We start from the raw sequence: 17,148 nt of genomic DNA, 5'->3' as shown, positions 1-17,148 counted from the left end.
TCCCGTGAGGTCTGGACGAAACGAGCGAGAGACGCAGGACACGCAGGATGCGGCTGCCGCAGGTGCCGCAGATACCGCGTCAGCGCCCGATGGCGCGGCGGCGCACGGCCTCGAGCAGTTCCAGGTCGATCTCGACGTGATGCTGCGCGATGCGGCCGGCATCCTCCGACCGCCCGTCGACGATCGCGTCGACCAGTTCCGAGTGCTCTCTCGCGGCACGCTCCTCCATCGCAGGGCGACTGTCGGAGTCGCCCCACAGATGAGCCGGCGCCACGATCGTGAAGCGCCGCTCGTGCTCGCGCACGACCTCCGACAGCGTGTCATTGTGCGCCGCGGCGATGATGGCGAGGTGCAGCAGACTGTCGGCGTGCTGGCGCGCGGCGCCCGTCGCCGCCTCGGCGAAGTCGTCGAGACGCGCACGCATCGCGACGATGTCGCGCTCCGTGCGATTCACCGCCGCAAGCCGCGCGATCGCGCCGTGCAGGTGAGTGCCGGCGATGGCGGCATCGACCAGCTGCGGCCACTGCTCCTCGAGCCACCGCGTCACGGCCGCCGCCTCCGAGGTCGGCCATTCCTCCCGCACGAAGGACCCGCCGGTGCGGCCCCGCTGCTTCTCGAGGATGCCGCGCGCGACGAGCCGTTCGAGCGCCGCTCGGGTCGTGGTGCGGCCGACGCCGAGCGACACGGCGAGGTCGCGCTCGGCGGGCAGCCGCGTCCCCGGTAGGAACTCTCCGATCGCCACGGCCGTCACCAGCCGGTCCGTGATGCGGTCGATCAGGGTGTCTTCGGTCTCCGTCATATCGGTTCCAGTGTTACATCGATGTGAAATCACGTCGGAATGGTTTACTCGCAGACCATTCCGGTCCACGATGTCCACATGCATCAGCGCGAATCAACGGTCCCCTTTCGCTCGGGCCACACCTGGTACCGGGTCAGCGAACCCGACGAGCCCCGCGACCTCGCCCCTGTCTTCATCATCCACGGCGGTCCCGGCATGGCCCACGACTACGTCCGCAACCTCGAGGATCTCGCCGACCTCACCGGTCGAACGATCGTGCACTACGACCAGATCGGCTGCGGCCGCAGCTCCCACCACCCCGATGCTCCCGCGGAGCACTGGACGCCGGAGCTCTTCGTCGAGGAATTCCACGCGCTGCGCGCCCACCTCGGCATCGACGGATATCACGTGCTCGGTCAGTCGTGGGGCGGGATGCTCGGCGCCGAGATCGCCGTGCGTCAGCCCGACGGCATCCTGGCCCTTCTGATCTGCAACTCCCCCGCATCCATGCCGCTGTGGACGAGCGAGGCGGCGCGGCTGCGCGCGGAACTGCCGGATGCCGCTCGCGCGGCGCTCGACCGGCACGAGGCCGACGGCACGATCGACCACCCCGACTACCTCGCGGCCACGCAGGTGTTCTACGAGCGCCACGTATGCCGCATCGTGCCGATGCCGCAGGCCTTCGTCGACAGCGAGGAGCAGATGCTCGCCGACCCGACGGTCTACCACACCATGAACGGCCCGAACGAGTTCCACGTGGTCGGCACCCTGCGCGACTGGTCGGTCGTCGACCGACTCGAGCGGGTCCAGGCCCCGACCTTCGTCGTCGCCGGCGAGTTCGACGAGGCCACCCCCGCGACGTGGCAGCCCTTCGTCGATCGCATCCCCGATGTGCGTTCGCACGTCTTCCCCGGCGCGAGCCACTGCGTCCATCTCGAACAGCCCCGCGAGTTCCTCCGCGTCGTCGCGGACTTCCTCGCGCACCACCCGTGACCCGATAGGAGACACCATGACCACCACCGCATCCGGAGACCAGCCACGGCTGGAGTCGTTCGGCTACAAGCAGGAGCTCAAGCGCTCCGTCTCGACCGTCGACCTCGTCGTCTACGGCCTCGTCTTCATGGTGCCGATCGCGCCCTGGGCGATCTTCGGCGTCGTCTTCAACGAGTCGAAGGGCATGGTGCCCCTCGTCTACCTCGTCGGCTTGATCGCGATGATCTTCACCGCCCTCGGCTACGCACAGATGGCGAAGTCGTTCCCCCTCGCCGGTTCCGTCTTCTCCTACGTGGGTCGGGGTACGCATCCGGTCGCCGGATTCTTCGCCGGCTGGTCGATCCTGCTCGACTACCTGCTCGTGCCGACGCTGCTCTACGTGTTCGCGGCCTCCTCGATGCGCGGCATCTTCCCCGAGGCGCCCGAGTGGTTGTGGGCCATCCTCTGCGTGGCGGTCAACACGGTCATCAACGTGCTCGGGATCGGCTCGATCACCGTCGCGAACCGCATCTTCCTCGCGATCGAGCTGGTCTTCGTCGCGATCTTCGTCGTCATCGCGGTCTCCGCCCTCACCGGCGACACCATCGCCGGCTCGTCCTTCTCGCTCGCGCAGCTGTGGGACCCCGCGAAGGTCGACCCGCCGCTGATCGCCGCCGCACTGTCGATCGCGGTGCTGAGCTTCCTCGGCTTCGACGGCATCTCGACCCTGTCGGAGGAGACGACCGGCAGGAAGAACCCGGCCGGTCGGGCGATGGTCATCGCGCTCTTCATCGTGGCGACGCTCTTCATCCTGCAGACGTGGCTCGCCAGCGCGCTGGCCGCCGGCACGATCGCGTTCGACGACGACGAGGTCAACAACGCGTTCTTCTCGATCGTCGCGCAGGCCGCGGGCAGTGGATGGGCGACGGCGTTCCTCGCCGTGAACGTGATCGCCGTCGGCATCGCCAACGCGATCGCCGCCCAGGCGGCCACCTCCCGTCTGCTGTACTCGATGAGCCGCGATCGGCAGCTGCCGGCGTTCTTCTCGAAGATCAACGCCCGACAGGTCCCCGTCTTCGCGATCCTCGTCGTCAGCGCGCTGAGCATCGTCCTCGTGCTGTTCTTCGTCGGTCAGATCGGAGTGATCTCGTCGCTGGTCAACTTCGGCGCGCTGTTCGGTTTCCTCCTGCTGCACGTCGCCGTGTTCTGGCACTACATCGTGCGGCAGAAGTCGCGCAACTGGCTGCTGCACCTGGTCGTCCCGCTGTGCGGATTCCTCATCATCGGCTACGTCCTGTTCAACGCCTCCGCGGAGGCGAAGATCGGCGGTGCGGTGTGGCTCGTCGTCGGCGTCGTCGTGTTCCTCGTCTTCCGGATCCGCCACGGCGCGAACCCGGAGCTGCTCTCGGAGCACTCCGCCACGGGCGCGGCGGGAGAGAAGACGTCAGCATGACCGACATCGATCACTTCCTCGGCAAGGAGCTCGGTCGCCCCGGTTTCCGCGCCGACGTCGAGCCGGTGCTGCGCATCCCGGCCGGCACCGGCGAGCGGATCGGCTTCGAGACGGATGACGCGGTCTACCGCGAACTGCACGATCACGGCGACCTCGGCGCCCTGTCGGCGCCGATCAACCCCGTCACCGGTCCGGTGTGGATCGCGGGCGCCCAACCCGGAGATACGCTCGCGGTGACCGTCCACGAGATCCGCCTGAAGGAGTGCGGATGGTCGGTGAGCCTCCCCGGCACCGGGGCGCTGCGCCACCGCATGGGAGACGCCGTGCTGACCCGGCGCATCGCCATAGACGAGGCGGGCGTGCACCTCACGGATCGACACGTGGTCGCGGCTCGGCCCATGATCGGATGCATCGGCACGGCCCCTGCATCGGGAGTGCACTCGACCGTCATGCCCACCACCGCGCTCGGCGGGAACATGGACGTGACCGAGGTCGCCCCCGGCTCGATCGTCTACCTTCCCGTCGAGGTCGAGGGCGCCCTGCTGTCGATCGGCGATATCCACGCGATCATGAGCGAGGGAGAGTCGTCGTTCGTCGCGATCGAGGCCGAAGGGATCGCCGTGGTGAGCGTCGACGTGATCCCCGGGCTCACGCTGCGCGCCCCGCGCATCGAGACGCCGGACTCGTGGCTGTTCGTCGGGCTCGGCGACCCCGTGCAGGAGAGCATCACGCGCGGCTACGAAGACGCCTTCGACTTCCTCGTCGGCGACCAGGGGTGGGACCGGATGGACGCGTTCGCGGTGATGAGCGCCCTCGTCGACTCGAAGCTGGGCGGACCGACGGGATCGAGCGAACCCGACCCGCTGCATCCGTTCGCGGCGATCGGAGCGGTGACGCTGCATCGCGTGCCGAAGTCGGTGCTGTAGCCGCGAGACGCACCCCTCGCGATTTGTCAGGAACACTGCGCGACGCGTGCGACCTAGACTCGTCGGCATGGCAATTCTGCGCAGGATCAAGTCGGTCGAGCAGTCCATGGCGGAGACACACGACGAGAAGCGCTCGCTCAAGCGCTCCCTCGGCGTCTGGGACCTCGCGGTCATGGGTGTCGCGGTGGCCGTCGGCGCGGGCATCTTCTCGGTGGGCGCCGAAGCGTCCGCCAGACACGCCGGCCCGGCGGTGATCATCTCCTTCGTGATCGCCGCAGTCGTGTGCGGCCTCGCGATCCTCTGCTACGCCGAGTTCGCGTCATCCATTCCCGTCGCGGGCTCCGCCTACACCTTCACCTACTCGACGCTGGGCGAGTTCCTCGCCTGGATCATCGGCTGGGACCTCATCCTCGAGATGCTGATGGCCTCGGCCGTCATCGCGAAGTACTGGGGCGTGTATCTCGGCGACGCGGTGTCGCTGTTCGACCTCGACATCCCGATGACGCTGCAGCTCGGGCCGCTCTCGTTCGACTGGGGTCCGGTCGTCATCGTCGCGATCTTCACGACGCTCCTCGCGCTCGGCACCCGACTGTCGAGCCGCGTGAACAGCGTCTTCACGGTGATCAAGGTCGCGATCGTGCTGTTCGTCATCGTGGTCGGCTTCTTCTTCGTCAACGGCGCGAACTACACCCCGTTCGTCCCGCCGGCGCAGGAGGGCGCGGCGTCCGAGAGCGCTTGGACGCAGTCGCTGTTCTCGTTCCTCACCGGCGCCGACCCGACGCTGTACGGCGTGTTCGGCATCCTCTCCGGCGCCGCGCTCGTGTTCTTCGCGTTCATCGGCTTCGACGTCGTCGCGACGAGCGCGGAGGAGACCAAGGACCCGAAGCGCACGGTGCCCCGCGGCATCATGCTCGGACTGGTGATCGTCACGGTGCTCTACGTGCTCGTCGCGATCGTGATCACCGGCATGGTGTCGTACACCGAGCTCGCGAAGCTCGACGAGCCGTCGCTGTCGAGCGCGTTCGAGCTGGTCGGCGCGACCTGGGCCGCGCAGGTCATCGCGATCGGCAGCCTCGTGGGACTCACGACCGTCGTGATGGTGCTGCTCATGGGCCTCGCCCGCGTCGTCTTCGCGATGAGCCGCGACGGCCTGCTCCCGCGGTCGCTCAGCGTCACCGACGCCAAGCGCGGCACGCCCGTGCGCATCCAGCTCATCGTCGGCGTGATCATCGCGATCATCGCGGGCTTCACCGACGTGCAGGTTCTGGGCGACATGATCAACATCGGCACCCTGTCGGCGTTCGTGCTCGTGAGCATCGGCGTGCCGATCCTGCGCAAGTCGCGCCCCGACCTCGAGCGCCCGTTCACGGTGCCGCTGTCGCCATGGCTGCCCTGGATCTCGGCGATCGCCTGCTTCTGGCTGATGCTGAACCTGAGCACCGAGACCTGGGTGCGGTTCGGCGTCTGGCTGCTCGTCGGCATCGTGATCTACTTCGCGTACTCGCGGCGCCATTCGATCATCGGTCAGGAGCTCGAACGCGACGCGATCGCCGCGCGCGGCACGCGTCTCTGACCCCGGGCGGCGCTCACCCCGCCCGGCCACGCGATGAAGGAGATCTCACGCAACGAAGGAGGATCCGCAGGATCCCGTCCTTCGCAGCGTGTGATCTCCTTCGTTACGCGCGCGGCACTCGCGATCAGTCGTCGAGGAGTTCGGCCTCGATCACGTCGTCGTCGTCCGCCGCGGGGGCAGGCTCCGGGCTCGTGGCCGTGAGCACGAGCCCCGACCCGTCGGCTGACACGTCGACCCGCACGGTGTCGCCGTCGTGCACGCCGCCCGAGAGCAGCGCCGTGGCGAGCTTGTTCTGCACCTCGGTCTGGATGAGCCGCCGCAGCGGGCGCGCACCGAACACCGGGTCGTAGCCGCGCTCGGCGAGCCACGACCGCGCATCCGGCGTGACCGCGAGCGAGAGCCGACGGTCGTGCAGCCGGTCGTGCAGCTGATCGACCGAGAGCTCGACGATCTGCGCGAGGTCGTCCTCGCTCAGCGCCTGGAACATCACGACGTCGTCGAGACGGTTCAGGAACTCCGGTCGGAACGCCTGCCGCACGAGAGCCATGACCTGGTCGCGCTTCTCGTCGGGCGACAGCGTCGGGTCGATCAGGATCGGCGAGCCGAGGTTGGACGTGAGGATCAGGATGACGTTCGAGAAGTCGACCGTGCGCCCCTGCCCGTCGGTCAGCCGACCGTCGTCGAGCACCTGCAACAGCACGTCGAAGACCTCGGGATGCGCCTTCTCGACCTCGTCGAGCAGCACGACGCTGTACGGGCGACGCCGTACGGCCTCGGTGAGCTGACCACCCTGCTCGTAGCCGACGTACCCGGGAGGGGCGCCGACGAGCCGCGACACCGAGTGCTTCTCGCCGTACTCCGACATGTCGATGCGCACCATGGCGCGCTCGTCGTCGAAGAGGAAGTCGGCGAGCGCCTTCGCGAGCTCGGTCTTGCCGACACCGGTCGGACCGAGGAACAGGAAGGATCCCGTCGGGCGACCGGGATCGCTGATGCCCGCCCGCGAGCGGCGCACGGCATCCGACACGGCCTTCACGGCATCCTTCTGTCCGATCAACCGGCGCCCGAGCTCTCCTTCGAGGTGCAGCAGCCGCTCGCTCTCGCCCTGCAGCAGGCGCCCGACGGGGATGCCGGTCCACGCCGCGATCACGGCCGCGATGTCCTCGTCGGTGACCTGCTCGTTGACCATCCGCCCCTCGGTCGACACCGTCTGCTCTGCCTGCTCGGCCTCGGCGATCTCCCGCTCGAGGCGCTTGATCGTCTCGTACTCGAGCTTCGAGGCGCGCGTGTAGTCGGCCTCGCGCATCGCGAGGTCGCGCTGGGTGACGGCGTCGTCGAGCTGCTTCTTGAGCTCGCCGACGCGGTTGAGGCCCTGGCGCTCGCGCGCCCACCGGGCCTCGAGCTCCGCGAGCTGCGCCTCCATGCCGACGAGCTGCTCGCGCAGCGCGCCGAGGCGCTCCTTGGACGCGGCGTCCTTCTCGCGCTTGAGCGCGAGCTCCTCGAGCTTCATGCGGTCGACCTGCCGCTTGAGCTGGTCGATCTCGACGGGCGAGGAGTCGATCTCCATCTTGAGCCGCGACATCGACTCGTCGATCAGGTCGATCGCCTTGTCCGGAAGCTGTCGCGCCGGAAGGTAGCGGTTCGACAGTGCGGCGGCCGCGACCAGAGCGCTGTCGGAGATCGTCACCCCGTGGTGCGCCTCGTACCGGCCCTTGAGACCGCGCAGGATCGCGATCGTGTCCTCGACGGAGGGCTCGCCGACGTAGACCTGCTGGAAGCGGCGCTCGAGCGCGGCATCCTTCTCGATGAACTCGCGGTACTCGTTGAGCGTGGTGGCGCCGATCAGGCGCAGCTCTCCCCGGGCGAGCATCGGCTTGAGCATGTTCGACGCCGCGACCGATCCCTCGCCGCCGCCGGCGCCCATGAGCACGTGCAGCTCGTCGATGAACGTGATGACCCGGCCGTCGGACTCGGTGATCTCCTTGAGCACGCTCTTCAGGCGCTCCTCGAACTGCCCGCGGTACATGGCACCGGCCACGAGCGCCGAGATGTCGAGCGAGACGAGTTCCTTGTCCTTGAGCGACTCGGCGACGTCGCCGGCGACGATGCGCTGCGCGAGGCCCTCGACGACGGCGGTCTTGCCGACCCCGGGCTCGCCGATGAGCACCGGGTTGTTCTTCGTGCGACGGGTGAGCACCTGGCTCACGCGCCGGATCTCGCTGTCGCGGCCGATCACGGGGTCGAGCTTGCCCTGGCGGGCGCGGTCGGTGAGGTTGATCCCGAACTGCTCGAGGGCGGACTGCTGTTCGTCGTTCTGCGGGGTGCTCTGTGGGCCTGGCATCTGTTCCTCCTGAGGAGACTCCTTGTCGTCGCGTGCTCCACTCGGAAAGTTGAGTGGAGCTGACTCAAGTTTAGCGCACTGCGACGGCGGCGTCCAGGATCGCCCGCGCGACCTGGCGTTTCGTCCCCGACGCGGAGGCCACGACGGTGCCGCCCGCCCCCACGATCTCGACGGCGTTGTGCGCGACTTCGAATCCGTGCCCGGCGTCGGCGAGGTTCACGGCGAGAAGCTCGACGCCCTTGCGCTCCCGCTTGCGGCGCGCCCGATCGAGCCGCTCCTCGGGATCCTCCGAGGTCTCCGCGGCGAAGGCGACGATGACCTGCCCGGCCGGAGCACGCCCGGCCGCGCGCGCCTCGGCGAGCGCGGCGACGACGTCCTCGGTCTCGACGAGCTCGATCCGACCCAACCCGCCGAGCTCCTTCGTGAGCTTCTGATCGGATGCCTCGGCCGGTCGGTAGTCCGCCACGGCGGCGGCCATGACGATCACGTCCGCCGCGACCGCGGCATTTTTCATCGCCTCGGCCATCTCGGACGCCGTGCCGACGTGCACGACCTCGAGCTGCGGATGCCGCGCCGCGGCGAGCACGTCGTCGGAGACGTTCGCGGCGACCAGCGTCACGGTCGCACCCCGGGCGGCGGCCTCCCCGGCGATCGCCGCGCCCTGTCGACCGCTGGAACGATTGCCGAGGAAGCGCACCGGATCGATGGGCTCGCGCGTGCCGCCCGCGGAGACGACGACGTTCAGGCCGTCGAGGTCGCGCGGTGCGAGGAGGTCGAGCGCCGCAGCAAGGATCTGCTCCGGCTCGGCCATCCGTCCGGGGCCGCTGTCTCCACCGGCGAGCTCCCCCTCCGCCGGGCCTACGAGGTGCACGCCGCGGCTCACCAGGGTCGCGATGTTCGCCTGCGTTGCGGCGTTGCGCCACATCTCGGTATGCATCGCGGGCGCGAGCAGCACCGGGGCCTCGGTCGCGAGCAGCGTGGTGCCGAGGAGGTCGTCGGCGATGCCCGCCGTGATCTTGGCGATCGAGTTCGCGGTCGCCGGGGCGACCACGACGAGATCCGCGCCCTGGCCGAGCGCGACGTGCCGGACGCGCGCGACGTCCTCGTGCACGCTCGTCGTGACCGCGTGGCGACTGATGGCTTCCCACGTCGGCAGACCGACGAAGCGCAGCGCGTCCTCCGTCGGCACGACTGTGACATCGTGGCCCGCCTTCGTGAGCAGCCGCACCAGATGCACGGTCTTGTAGGCGGCGATTCCTCCGGTGACTCCCACGACGATGTTCACGGTTCGATTCTGCCGCACAGGATCAGCCAGACGGCCGGCATCCTGCATCCCGACCTAGACTGGCACGGTGTGCACGGTGGTGATCGATGTGGCGGATGCCGCGAACGCCCGGGTCCTCGCGGTGCGCGATGAAGACCCGCAGCGGGCGTGGGACGCCCCTGGCGAATGGTGGCCGGAGCAGTACCCCGGCGTCTCCGGAATCCGGGATCGACGAGCAGGCGGCGCCTGGCTGGCGGTGAACCCCGCGGAGCGACGGTTGGCCGTGCTCCTCAACCGCGCCGACGTGGCCGCGCTTCCCGACGAGCTCGCGCAGTCACGCGGCTCGCTCGCGTTGGAGTCGGTGATGGGCCGCTCTCCCGAAGCACCACTTCCGATGCACGGCTTCAACCTCCTCGAAGTGGGCCCCGACGGCGCACGCGTTCTGAGCTGGGACGGCGTCGAGCTGCGCTCGACCGCGATCGATCCCGGCATCCACATGGTGGCCCACGACGACCTCGACGATCCGGAGACGCCGCGCATCGCGACGTGGCTGCCCGAGTTCCGCGCGCTGGGCCCTGCGGCCGACAGCGCCGACTGGGCGGCGGACTGGACGGCCCTGCTCGGGGTGTCGGCGCGACTCGACCCGGAGGACGATCGCGCCATCATCCGCGACAACCGGCCCTACGGATTTCCGACGCAGTCCTTGCTGTACTCGACGGCGGCCGTGACCCCGCACGGGGTCGAGCTCGACTACCGGGCGCTGCCGAGTCCCGGCCACTGGGAGTAGCCGGCCGCCGCCGGGTCGGCCGGCATCAGGCCGCCGACGTCTCGGGATCGGCCGGCATCAGGCCGCCGCCGGGTCGGCCGGCATCAGGCCGCCGACGTCTCGGGATCGGCGCACGAGAACCGGGCGCGATAGGCGGTCGGGGTCGTGCCGAGCACGCGGGCGAAGTTCTGCCGCAGCACGGCCGCGGAGCCGAACCCGCACTCCTCGGCGATGCGGTCGAGGGGCAGGTCGCTGCGCTCCAGCATCCGCTGCGCGTGAAGCACCCGCTGACGGGCGAGCCACGCGGCGGGCGTCGCCCCGTACTCGGCCTTGAAGCGACGGGCGAAGGTCCGCGGCGACATCAGCGCGCGAGCGGCGAGCTGGTCGACGCCGAGGTCTTCGGTGAGGTGCTCGACCGCCCAGTCGGCCACCGCCGCGAGCGAGTCGTTGGGGACCACCGGGATGGGGCGGTCGATGAACTGCGCCTGACCGCCGTCGCGCTGCGGGGGGACGACCATGCGGCGGGCGATGCGGTTCGTGAGCTCGGCGCCGAGCTCCAGACGCAGCAGATGCAGGCAGGCGTCGATCCCGGCGGCCGTGCCGGCGCTCGTGATGATGCGACCGTCCTGCACGAAGAGCACATCCGGGTCGATGTCGATCTGCGGATACATGTCGGCCATCACGTCGGAGTAGCGCCAGTGCGTGGTGGCCCGGCGACCGTCGAGCACGCCCGCCGCCGCGAGGATGAAGGAGCCGCTGCAGACGGTCAGGACCCAGGCGTCACGTGCCACGGCGTCTCGGGCGAGATCGATGAGTCGCTGGTCGATGGACGCCCACGACGACTTGGGCACCGGGCAGAAGATGACGAGGTCGGCCTCGTATGCGAACGACAGATCGTGTTCGACGTTGACCGAGAATCCCATCGTCGATGCCACGGCACCGGGCTGCGGCGCGACGACGCGGAAGTCGAAGTTGGGCACCCCCGAGTCCGTGCGGTCGAGCCCGAAAGCCTCACACGCGACTCCGAACTCGAACGGCGAGAATCCGTCGTGGATCACGCAGGCGACGGTCTTCATGGCGACTCCTCGAGTTGGCAGTATTCGTACGACACAAGTCTATTCTGCCACTCGTGGCGGATCAAGACTGATCGTAGCGTTTCTGCCATGTTCCTTCTCATCGCAGTCCTCGCCCTCGTGACGTGGGCGTTCGTCGCCACGATCGTCGAACTCCGTCGCGACGGATACCGCCGCCAGCCCACCGATTGGACGCAGGTCCCCGGTCCCGACCCGCTCGACACCGCGCACCCCGGCCGCGTCTATCGCTGATCAGGCGGCACGGCGCGGCGCGCTCGTCCGACGCGCCGCACCAGCCCCCGCCCGACGCGCCGCACGGCTACGCTCGTCAGCATGAGCGAGCCGCAGCAGCAGCCACCCGCGCACCCGCAGGGAACTCCCCCGCAGCCGTACGGTCAGCACCACCCCCAACCGGGGCCGCCACAGGGTCAGCCGGGTCCCGCTCACCCGTACGGCCAGCCGGGTCCCGCTCAGCCGTACGGCCAGGCGGGTCCCGCTCAGCCATACGGCCAGCCGGGTCCCGCTCAGCCATACGGCCAGCCGGGTCCCGCTCAGCCATACGGGCAGCCGGGTCCCGCTCAGCCATACGGGCAGCCGGGTCAGCCGTACGAGCAGCCGGGTCAGCCATACGGACAGCCGGGCCAGCCGTACCCTTACCCCGGCGCCTCGTCACCCACCGCTCCCCCGGCATCCGCAGGCGGTGGGCTCGGCCGTTTGGCCTTCATCCTCGCGCTCGTCTCGCTCGCCATCGGGGTGCTCGCCGCGTTGAGCCTCCCGATCGTGATCCGCACGGTCGACTTCAGCGCTCCCCTGTACGGCGCGGTCTCCGCGGTCGGCAACGGGCTGGTGCTGATCGTGGCCGTCATCGCTCTGATTCTCGGGATCGTCGCCGTGCGACGCCGCGGGCAGCAGATCCTCGCCGGGATCGCGATCGGCATCGCGGCGTCCGAGATCCTCGGCATCCTGGTGGGGTGGATCTCGAATCTCGCCCTCACCTTGACCTACAGCTGACCCGGGAGCCCTCATGACCGATCCGCATCAGCAGCATCCACAGGCCCCGCAGCCCGGAGGAACGCCGCCCGGACAGCCCCACGGACATCCACCCCAGAGCCACCAGTATCCGCCGCACCAGGGCCAGCCGTACCAGGGCCAGCCGTACCAGGGCCAGGGCTACCCCGCCGCCCCTTCGGCTCCCCGCGCCGCGGCCGGCCCGCTCGGACGCATCGCGTTCATCATCGCGCTGGTGGCACTCGGCATCCGTCTCTTCTCGTCGCTGCTCTCCCCGTTCCTGTACACCGGCGACTACTACGGCGTCTGGATGGGTGTCACCAGCCTCGTGGGGTTCATCGTGTTCCTCGGCAACGCAGCAGCGCTGGCGGTCGGGATCGTCGCCCTCCGCCGCTCGGGCCCGCATCTGCTGGCCGCGATCGCGGTCGGCCTCGCCGGAGCATCCTTCGTGGGGTACCTCGCCACAGGCCTCTCCGGCATGTTCTCCTGGCTGCCCTACTGAGCGAGCACCCGCTCGTACACGTCGATCATCGCGGCGGTCCGTGAGGACTGGCGGAACGCCTCGGCGACCTCGCGTGACGGCACGGGGGCGATCCCGGAGGCGATGTCGGATGCCGCGCGCCGCAGCGTCTCGACGAGTCCGGCGCGCCGCTGCGGCTCCGTGCCGGCCGCGCCGGGGACGCCCCACAGCCCGCCGCCGAGTTCTGCGGCGATGTCGGGATCGCTGATGATCGACGGCGTGCCGAGGGTCGCGGCCTCGAAGGGCGTCATGCCCTGCGTCTCGAACCCGATCGACGTCTGGACGAGCGCGTCGGCCGCGGCGATCCGCGCGAGAGTCTGCGGATAGCTGAGTCGGCCGGCGAAGCGGACGTGCGGCAGCCCGGCGACGATCCTCTCGGCCGCCGCGCGCTGCGCGCCGCCGCCGATGATCTCCAGGTCGGCATCGACGCCGGACTCGACGAACGCCTCGAGGAACGGCAGCAGACGCTTCTCCGGGCTCATGCGTCCGAGCCACACGAACCTCGGGCGACCCGGCTCGCGCTGCGCGGGCGCGGCGGCGAGGGTCTGCTCGCGGATGTCGTCGTCGATGCCGTTCCACACGACGTCGACGGGCGAGAACACGCCGTGCTCTTCGAGTCGGCGGGCGAAATGGGTCGACGGCGCGGTGACGGCATCCGCTCCGCCGGCGAGTCCGCGCAGGAACGCCCAGCCGTCCGAGCCGCGGACGGGTGCGGCGACTCCGCGCAGGGCGAGGCTCCGCCACCCGTTGAGCACGGCGAGGACCGGCCGGTGCAGCGGGGTCACGGCGGCGATGCCCACGTCGACCCGGTTGTGCATTGTGTGCACGACGGGGATGCCGTGGCGAGCCGCGTAGCGGTGCCCGATGAAGGCGCCCCAGAAGTCGGCCTGCACGTGCACGAGGTCGACCGGGGGCCGGCGGGTGAGGGCGCGGTCGAGTGCGCGGTCGGTCGCCCGCCCCGGCCACGTCATCGAATACTCGAGGTCGACGGTGATCGGGATCGACGGCAGGTCGACGTTCGCGGGGTCGGGGGTGCGCGCGGCGCGGGGTCCGTGCATGCGCGGCGCGACGACCGTGACGGTGTGACCGGCGCGTTCGAGGAACTCGCGCTGCAGCCGCATCGACACCTGGGCGCCGCCGAGGGAGTCGAGGTGCTGATCGCCGAAGAAGACGACGTGCATGGTCGGCCGCTACTGCGGCAGCGGCTCGTCGCGGTACAGCGCCTCGAAGGTGTCGAGGGTGCGGTTGATGTCGTGGATGACGACGCCGTCGAGAGACGCCTGCTGCATCCGCTCGTATTCGGCCTGGTCGGCGGTGAGCACATCCGTGAGACGGGCCGCGAGAGCATCCGCGTTGCCCGGCTCGAAGAGGTAGCCGTTCTCGCCGTCGTGCACGAGGTGCGGGAGGGCGACCGCGTCGGCGGCGACGATCGGCAGGGCGGAGGCCATGGCCTCCATGGTCGCGATCGACTGCAGTTCGGCGATCGAGGCGATCGTGAACACCGACGCGCGAGACAGCAGCGCACGCAGCTCCTCGTCGGTCGTGCGACCGTGGAACGTGACGCGGTCGGCGAGGCCGAGCTGCCCGGTGAGGTTCTCGAGCTGCTTGCGCTGGTCTCCGCCGCCGACGATGTCGAACGTGACGTCGAGCGCCGGGTCGAGCTTGGTCATCGCCTGCAGGATGACATCGACCTGCTTCTCGGCGGTGAGGCGACCGACGAAGACGATGCGGTTCTTCTCGCGCGGCCCGATCACCGGGGTGTACTGGGTGCGGTCGATGCCGCAGCTGACCGGGATGACGTTCTGCACCGCGACGGTGCGTTCGAGGAAGTCGGCGGCGCGGCGCGTCGGCGTCGTGATCGCGCGGGTCAGCGAGAAGGTGCGCTTCGCATCGGCCCACGCGAACCGCAGCACGAGGTCGTCGATGACCTTCGGCATCGTCGTGTGGTCGAGGATGTTCTCGGCCATCACGTGGTTGGTCGCGATCACGGGGATGCCGCGCTCGTGTGCGATGCGGGCGAGACCGCGTCCGATGACGATGTGCGACTGGATGTGCACCACGTCGGGCTGCACGGCATCGAGCACCTTGCGGGCGTAGTGCTTCGAGCGCCATGGCCACACGAAGCGCAGCCAGTCGTGCGGCGCCCAGCGCACCGACGGCAGCCGATGCAGGGTCATCGGCTCGCCCTCGATCACCTCGGTGCGTGCCGGGGTGCGACGGTAGGCCTGGTTGGGGGCGACGACGTGGACGTCGTCACCGCGCTGCACGAGGCCGGCCGCGAGACGCTCGGCGAAGCGGGCTGCGCCGTTGATGTCGGGCGAGAAGGTGTCGCAGCCGATCAGGATGCGCAGCGGACGCGACCCGGTCGTGGGGGCAGCGTCGGTGGCGGCGTCGGGAGCGCTCGTCGGATCGGAAGGAGAGGGAGACATTCTGCCTATCGGTCTGGCGGCCAGGAAGCCCGATCTGGGCGGTGGCCACTCTACCCGAGGCCTCTGATCGCGCCGCCGAGGCGGGCCGGACTGCGGCGGATCGGCTGCCGCGCCGGCGACGGGACCGCTCAGGTTCGCCCCGTACCGTGGTGTCATGCGACTGACAGCCGACGCCGACCCGCAGCTGTGGATCCCCGTGACCGACTCTCTCGGGTGGAAGGGGCGTCGCCATCGCAAGGCCGCGATCAGGATGCTGCTCGGCCAGGCGAACGCCGCGCTCGGCGCGACCGAGCGACCCGGATCCCGGTTCGGGGCGTGGGCGATGAGCCAGGCGGCGCCGATGCTCATGCGCCGCGCCGACGGCCGCGTTCTCGTGTGGACGTGGAAGGCGGATCCCGAGCTCGTCGTGGCGATGGCGACGGCGCAGGTACTGACCCCGGATGTCCGGATCGCCCGCGCCTCGATGCCGATGGACTACGACGACACACAGTCGTTCTCGAGCCGCTGGTTGGGCGCAGGCGAGAAGCTGGTCGTCGCGATGCCGCCATCGCCCGCGGCCCCGCCCTTCGCTACCTACACGTGGGACACGGGAACTCACCTCATCACCGTCACCGCGGTCTGCAGTGACCGAGAGCGGTTCGGCACACTCGACGGCGCGCTCGACGACCTGGCGCGCAGCGTGCGGATCGCGGACGAGCTCACCGGGGGCGAGTCGCCGGAGGTGCTCCGCCTGGGACCGGCCTGAGCCTCGCTCACATATCGTGAAGTAGGGTAATGATGTAGTAGGCTCACGATCGTGGAGCCTCTTCTCGTCGATCGCCTGCTTCTCATCGGGGAGCTGTTCCGGAAGGACATGGAACGAGCGTTCGCCGGCACCGCACTGACGACGGCGCGCGTGCATCTGCTGTGGACGGTGCATCACAGCGGCCCGTCCACGCAGCAGACGCTGGCACGGCTGTGCGGGGTCTCGCCGCGGAACATCACCGGGCTCGTCGATGCTCTGGTCGGCTCGGGACATGTGCGACGGACACCGCACCCGACCGATCGACGCGCCGTGCTCGTGGAACTCACGGAACCGGCGCGCGACCTCATGGAGCGGATGCACCGCGAGCACGCCGAGCTGAACGAGTCGCTGCTGCACGCCGTGGCGCCGAGTGATCGTGACGCGGTCGTGCGGGGCCTCGCGGCGATCAGCTCACGCCTCGAGAAGCTCGTCACGGATGCGGCGGCTACTGGGGAATCTCGCGGCGGAGGTGCGGGATGACCTCGCGCACCGGGCAGCTGACGCCGCCCACTCGGCTCGCCCGCGTCGGCATCCTGCTGCGTCGCGCGCTCGTCAGCGAGGTCCGGGTGTACACGAGCATCGCCCGCGCCGTCGCCCGCCGTCCGGCGATCGCCCCTGGCGCGACCGGGGTGGCGTTCCATCGCCCGGTGTTGACCCTGCTGTTCATCTTCCTCGGGTTGTCGGCGGTGGAGATCCCGATCATCGACCTGATCGTTCATCAGTGGCCGGCGGTGCGCATCGCGATGCTGATCCTCGGGATCTGGGGCATCACGTGGATGCTGGGGCTGCTCTGCGCGATGCTGATGCGACCGCACACGGTCGGTCCGGAGGGGGTGCGCGTGCGCGGCGGCTTGGAGCTCGACGTACTCCTGCGTTGGGATGACATCCGGTCGGTGGCGATCTCGCGTCGGGTGGACGAGCCGAAGCAGCCCCGCGTGATCGGGACGGAGTACGCCGAACGCGTGCAGTCGGAGACCAATATCGAGATCGAGCTGGAGCGTGAGGTGGCGATCCGTCTTCCCGGTGCACACCCTCGCGGTGGAATTCAATCCGTCGATCGTGTGCGGCTGTGGGCGGACGATCCGAAGCTCTTCCTCGACGCTGCGCGCCCCTTCCTGCTCGAAGCGTCCTGACGGCGTGATGAGTGACCGGCGCTCGCTCATCACGCCGACCTGGCCAGTGCTGGAGCGCTGTGGGTGGGTGTGTGCCATCGTCTGGTGGGGTCCCACCAGGCGGGTCCGCGGACTTGGGGGAGACCGTC

At 69.6% G+C, this 17,148-nt stretch carries 17 protein-coding genes; 11 read left to right on the top strand and 6 right to left on the bottom strand.

The annotated features are described in order from the left end of the window. Positions 1 to 79: 79 nt before the first annotated feature. Positions 80 to 799, bottom strand: coding sequence for a FadR/GntR family transcriptional regulator (locus RAC81_RS11915; protein ID WP_375082543.1), 720 nt, complete (start codon positions 797 to 799; stop codon positions 80 to 82). 78 nt (positions 800 to 877) lie between these two features. On the opposite strand from RAC81_RS11915, the gene RAC81_RS11910 reads away from it, so the two are divergent. The 4 genes from RAC81_RS11910 to RAC81_RS11895 all read left to right on the top strand — a co-directional run bounded on the left by RAC81_RS11910 (position 878) and on the right by RAC81_RS11895 (position 5,702). After that, the gene (locus tag RAC81_RS11910) at positions 878 to 1,771 is read left to right on the top strand and encodes a proline iminopeptidase-family hydrolase (protein WP_375082542.1); all 894 of its coding nucleotides are present in this window, start codon (positions 878 to 880) and stop codon (positions 1,769 to 1,771) included. A 16-nt stretch (positions 1,772 to 1,787) separates the two neighbouring features. Further along, positions 1,788 to 3,203, top strand: coding sequence for an APC family permease (locus RAC81_RS11905; protein WP_375082541.1), 1,416 nt, complete (start codon positions 1,788 to 1,790; stop codon positions 3,201 to 3,203). Beyond that, positions 3,200 to 4,129: an acetamidase/formamidase family protein gene (locus tag RAC81_RS11900; protein ID WP_375082540.1), complete on the top strand. Its 930-nt coding sequence runs from the start codon at positions 3,200 to 3,202 to the stop codon at positions 4,127 to 4,129. Before RAC81_RS11905 ends, RAC81_RS11900 begins: the two co-directional genes overlap by 4 nt. Positions 4,130 to 4,196: 67 nt before the next feature. Continuing rightward, a complete protein-coding gene (locus RAC81_RS11895) occupies positions 4,197 to 5,702 on the top strand; it encodes an amino acid permease (protein WP_375082539.1) in 1,506 nt (501 codons plus the stop codon). A gap of 124 nt (positions 5,703 to 5,826) precedes the next feature. Here RAC81_RS11895 and RAC81_RS11890 read toward each other — a convergent pair whose 3' ends face one another. Both RAC81_RS11890 and coaBC read right to left on the bottom strand, forming a co-directional pair. Then, positions 5,827 to 8,043, bottom strand: coding sequence for an ATP-dependent Clp protease ATP-binding subunit (locus RAC81_RS11890; RefSeq protein WP_375082538.1), 2,217 nt, complete (start codon positions 8,041 to 8,043; stop codon positions 5,827 to 5,829). Positions 8,044 to 8,113: 70 nt separating this feature from the next. After that, positions 8,114 to 9,328, bottom strand: coding sequence for a bifunctional phosphopantothenoylcysteine decarboxylase/phosphopantothenate--cysteine ligase CoaBC (gene coaBC / locus RAC81_RS11885; protein WP_375082537.1), 1,215 nt, complete (start codon positions 9,326 to 9,328; stop codon positions 8,114 to 8,116). Positions 9,329 to 9,395: 67 nt separating this feature from the next. On the opposite strand from coaBC, the gene RAC81_RS11880 reads away from it, so the two are divergent. Beyond that, positions 9,396 to 10,094, top strand: a complete 699-nt coding sequence (locus tag RAC81_RS11880) for an NRDE family protein (RefSeq protein ID WP_375082536.1) — start codon at positions 9,396 to 9,398, stop codon at positions 10,092 to 10,094. Between the two features lie 83 nt (positions 10,095 to 10,177). On the opposite strand, the gene RAC81_RS11875 is transcribed toward RAC81_RS11880, so the two are convergent. After that, positions 10,178 to 11,149 carry a helix-turn-helix domain-containing protein gene (locus tag RAC81_RS11875; RefSeq protein ID WP_375082535.1) on the bottom strand — a complete coding sequence of 324 codons (972 nt, stop codon included), beginning with the start codon at positions 11,147 to 11,149 and terminating at the stop codon, positions 10,178 to 10,180. Between the two features lie 87 nt (positions 11,150 to 11,236). Between RAC81_RS11875 and RAC81_RS11870 the strand changes: the two genes are divergently transcribed. The 3 genes from RAC81_RS11870 (at position 11,237) to RAC81_RS11860 (ending at position 12,656) form a co-directional block, all read left to right on the top strand. After that, the gene (locus RAC81_RS11870; RefSeq protein ID WP_375082534.1) at positions 11,237 to 11,398 is read left to right on the top strand and encodes a hypothetical protein; all 162 of its coding nucleotides are present in this window, start codon (positions 11,237 to 11,239) and stop codon (positions 11,396 to 11,398) included. An 81-nt stretch (positions 11,399 to 11,479) separates the two neighbouring features. Beyond that, positions 11,480 to 12,157 carry a hypothetical protein gene (locus RAC81_RS11865; protein ID WP_375082533.1) on the top strand — a complete coding sequence of 226 codons (678 nt, stop codon included), beginning with the start codon at positions 11,480 to 11,482 and terminating at the stop codon, positions 12,155 to 12,157. Positions 12,158 to 12,170: 13 nt separating this feature from the next. Further along, entirely contained in the window at positions 12,171 to 12,656 is a 486-nt protein-coding gene (locus tag RAC81_RS11860) for a hypothetical protein (RefSeq protein ID WP_375082532.1), read from the top strand. On the opposite strand, the gene RAC81_RS11855 is transcribed toward RAC81_RS11860, so the two are convergent. Then, the gene (locus tag RAC81_RS11855) at positions 12,650 to 13,855 is read right to left on the bottom strand and encodes a glycosyltransferase (RefSeq protein WP_375082531.1); all 1,206 of its coding nucleotides are present in this window, start codon (positions 13,853 to 13,855) and stop codon (positions 12,650 to 12,652) included. The genes RAC81_RS11860 and RAC81_RS11855 overlap by 7 nt on opposite strands. A gap of 9 nt (positions 13,856 to 13,864) precedes the next feature. Next, on the bottom strand, positions 13,865 to 15,103 hold the full coding sequence (locus RAC81_RS11850; RefSeq protein ID WP_375082530.1) for a glycosyltransferase: 1,239 nt from the start codon (positions 15,101 to 15,103) through the stop codon (positions 13,865 to 13,867). A 154-nt stretch (positions 15,104 to 15,257) separates the two neighbouring features. Between RAC81_RS11850 and RAC81_RS11845 the strand changes: the two genes are divergently transcribed. The 3 genes from RAC81_RS11845 to RAC81_RS11835 are packed head-to-tail and all read left to right on the top strand — an operon-like array spanning position 15,258 to position 17,020. Then, complete coding sequence (locus RAC81_RS11845; RefSeq protein WP_375082529.1) at positions 15,258 to 15,848, top strand: hypothetical protein; 591 nt, start codon at positions 15,258 to 15,260, stop codon at positions 15,846 to 15,848. A 51-nt stretch (positions 15,849 to 15,899) separates the two neighbouring features. Then, positions 15,900 to 16,367 carry a MarR family winged helix-turn-helix transcriptional regulator gene (locus RAC81_RS11840; protein ID WP_375082528.1) on the top strand — a complete coding sequence of 156 codons (468 nt, stop codon included), beginning with the start codon at positions 15,900 to 15,902 and terminating at the stop codon, positions 16,365 to 16,367. Further along, positions 16,364 to 17,020 (top strand): hypothetical protein, encoded by a 657-nt coding sequence (locus RAC81_RS11835; protein ID WP_375082527.1) that lies wholly within the window; start codon positions 16,364 to 16,366, stop codon positions 17,018 to 17,020. Before RAC81_RS11840 ends, RAC81_RS11835 begins: the two co-directional genes overlap by 4 nt. The last annotated feature ends 128 nt before the right edge of the window (positions 17,021 to 17,148 follow it).

The sequence above is a fragment of the Microbacterium sp. CR_7 genome (assembly GCF_041954755.1).
Classification (GTDB): Bacteria; Actinomycetota; Actinomycetes; order Actinomycetales; family Microbacteriaceae; genus Microbacterium.
This window is presented reverse-complemented; position numbering and strand designations above follow the sequence as displayed.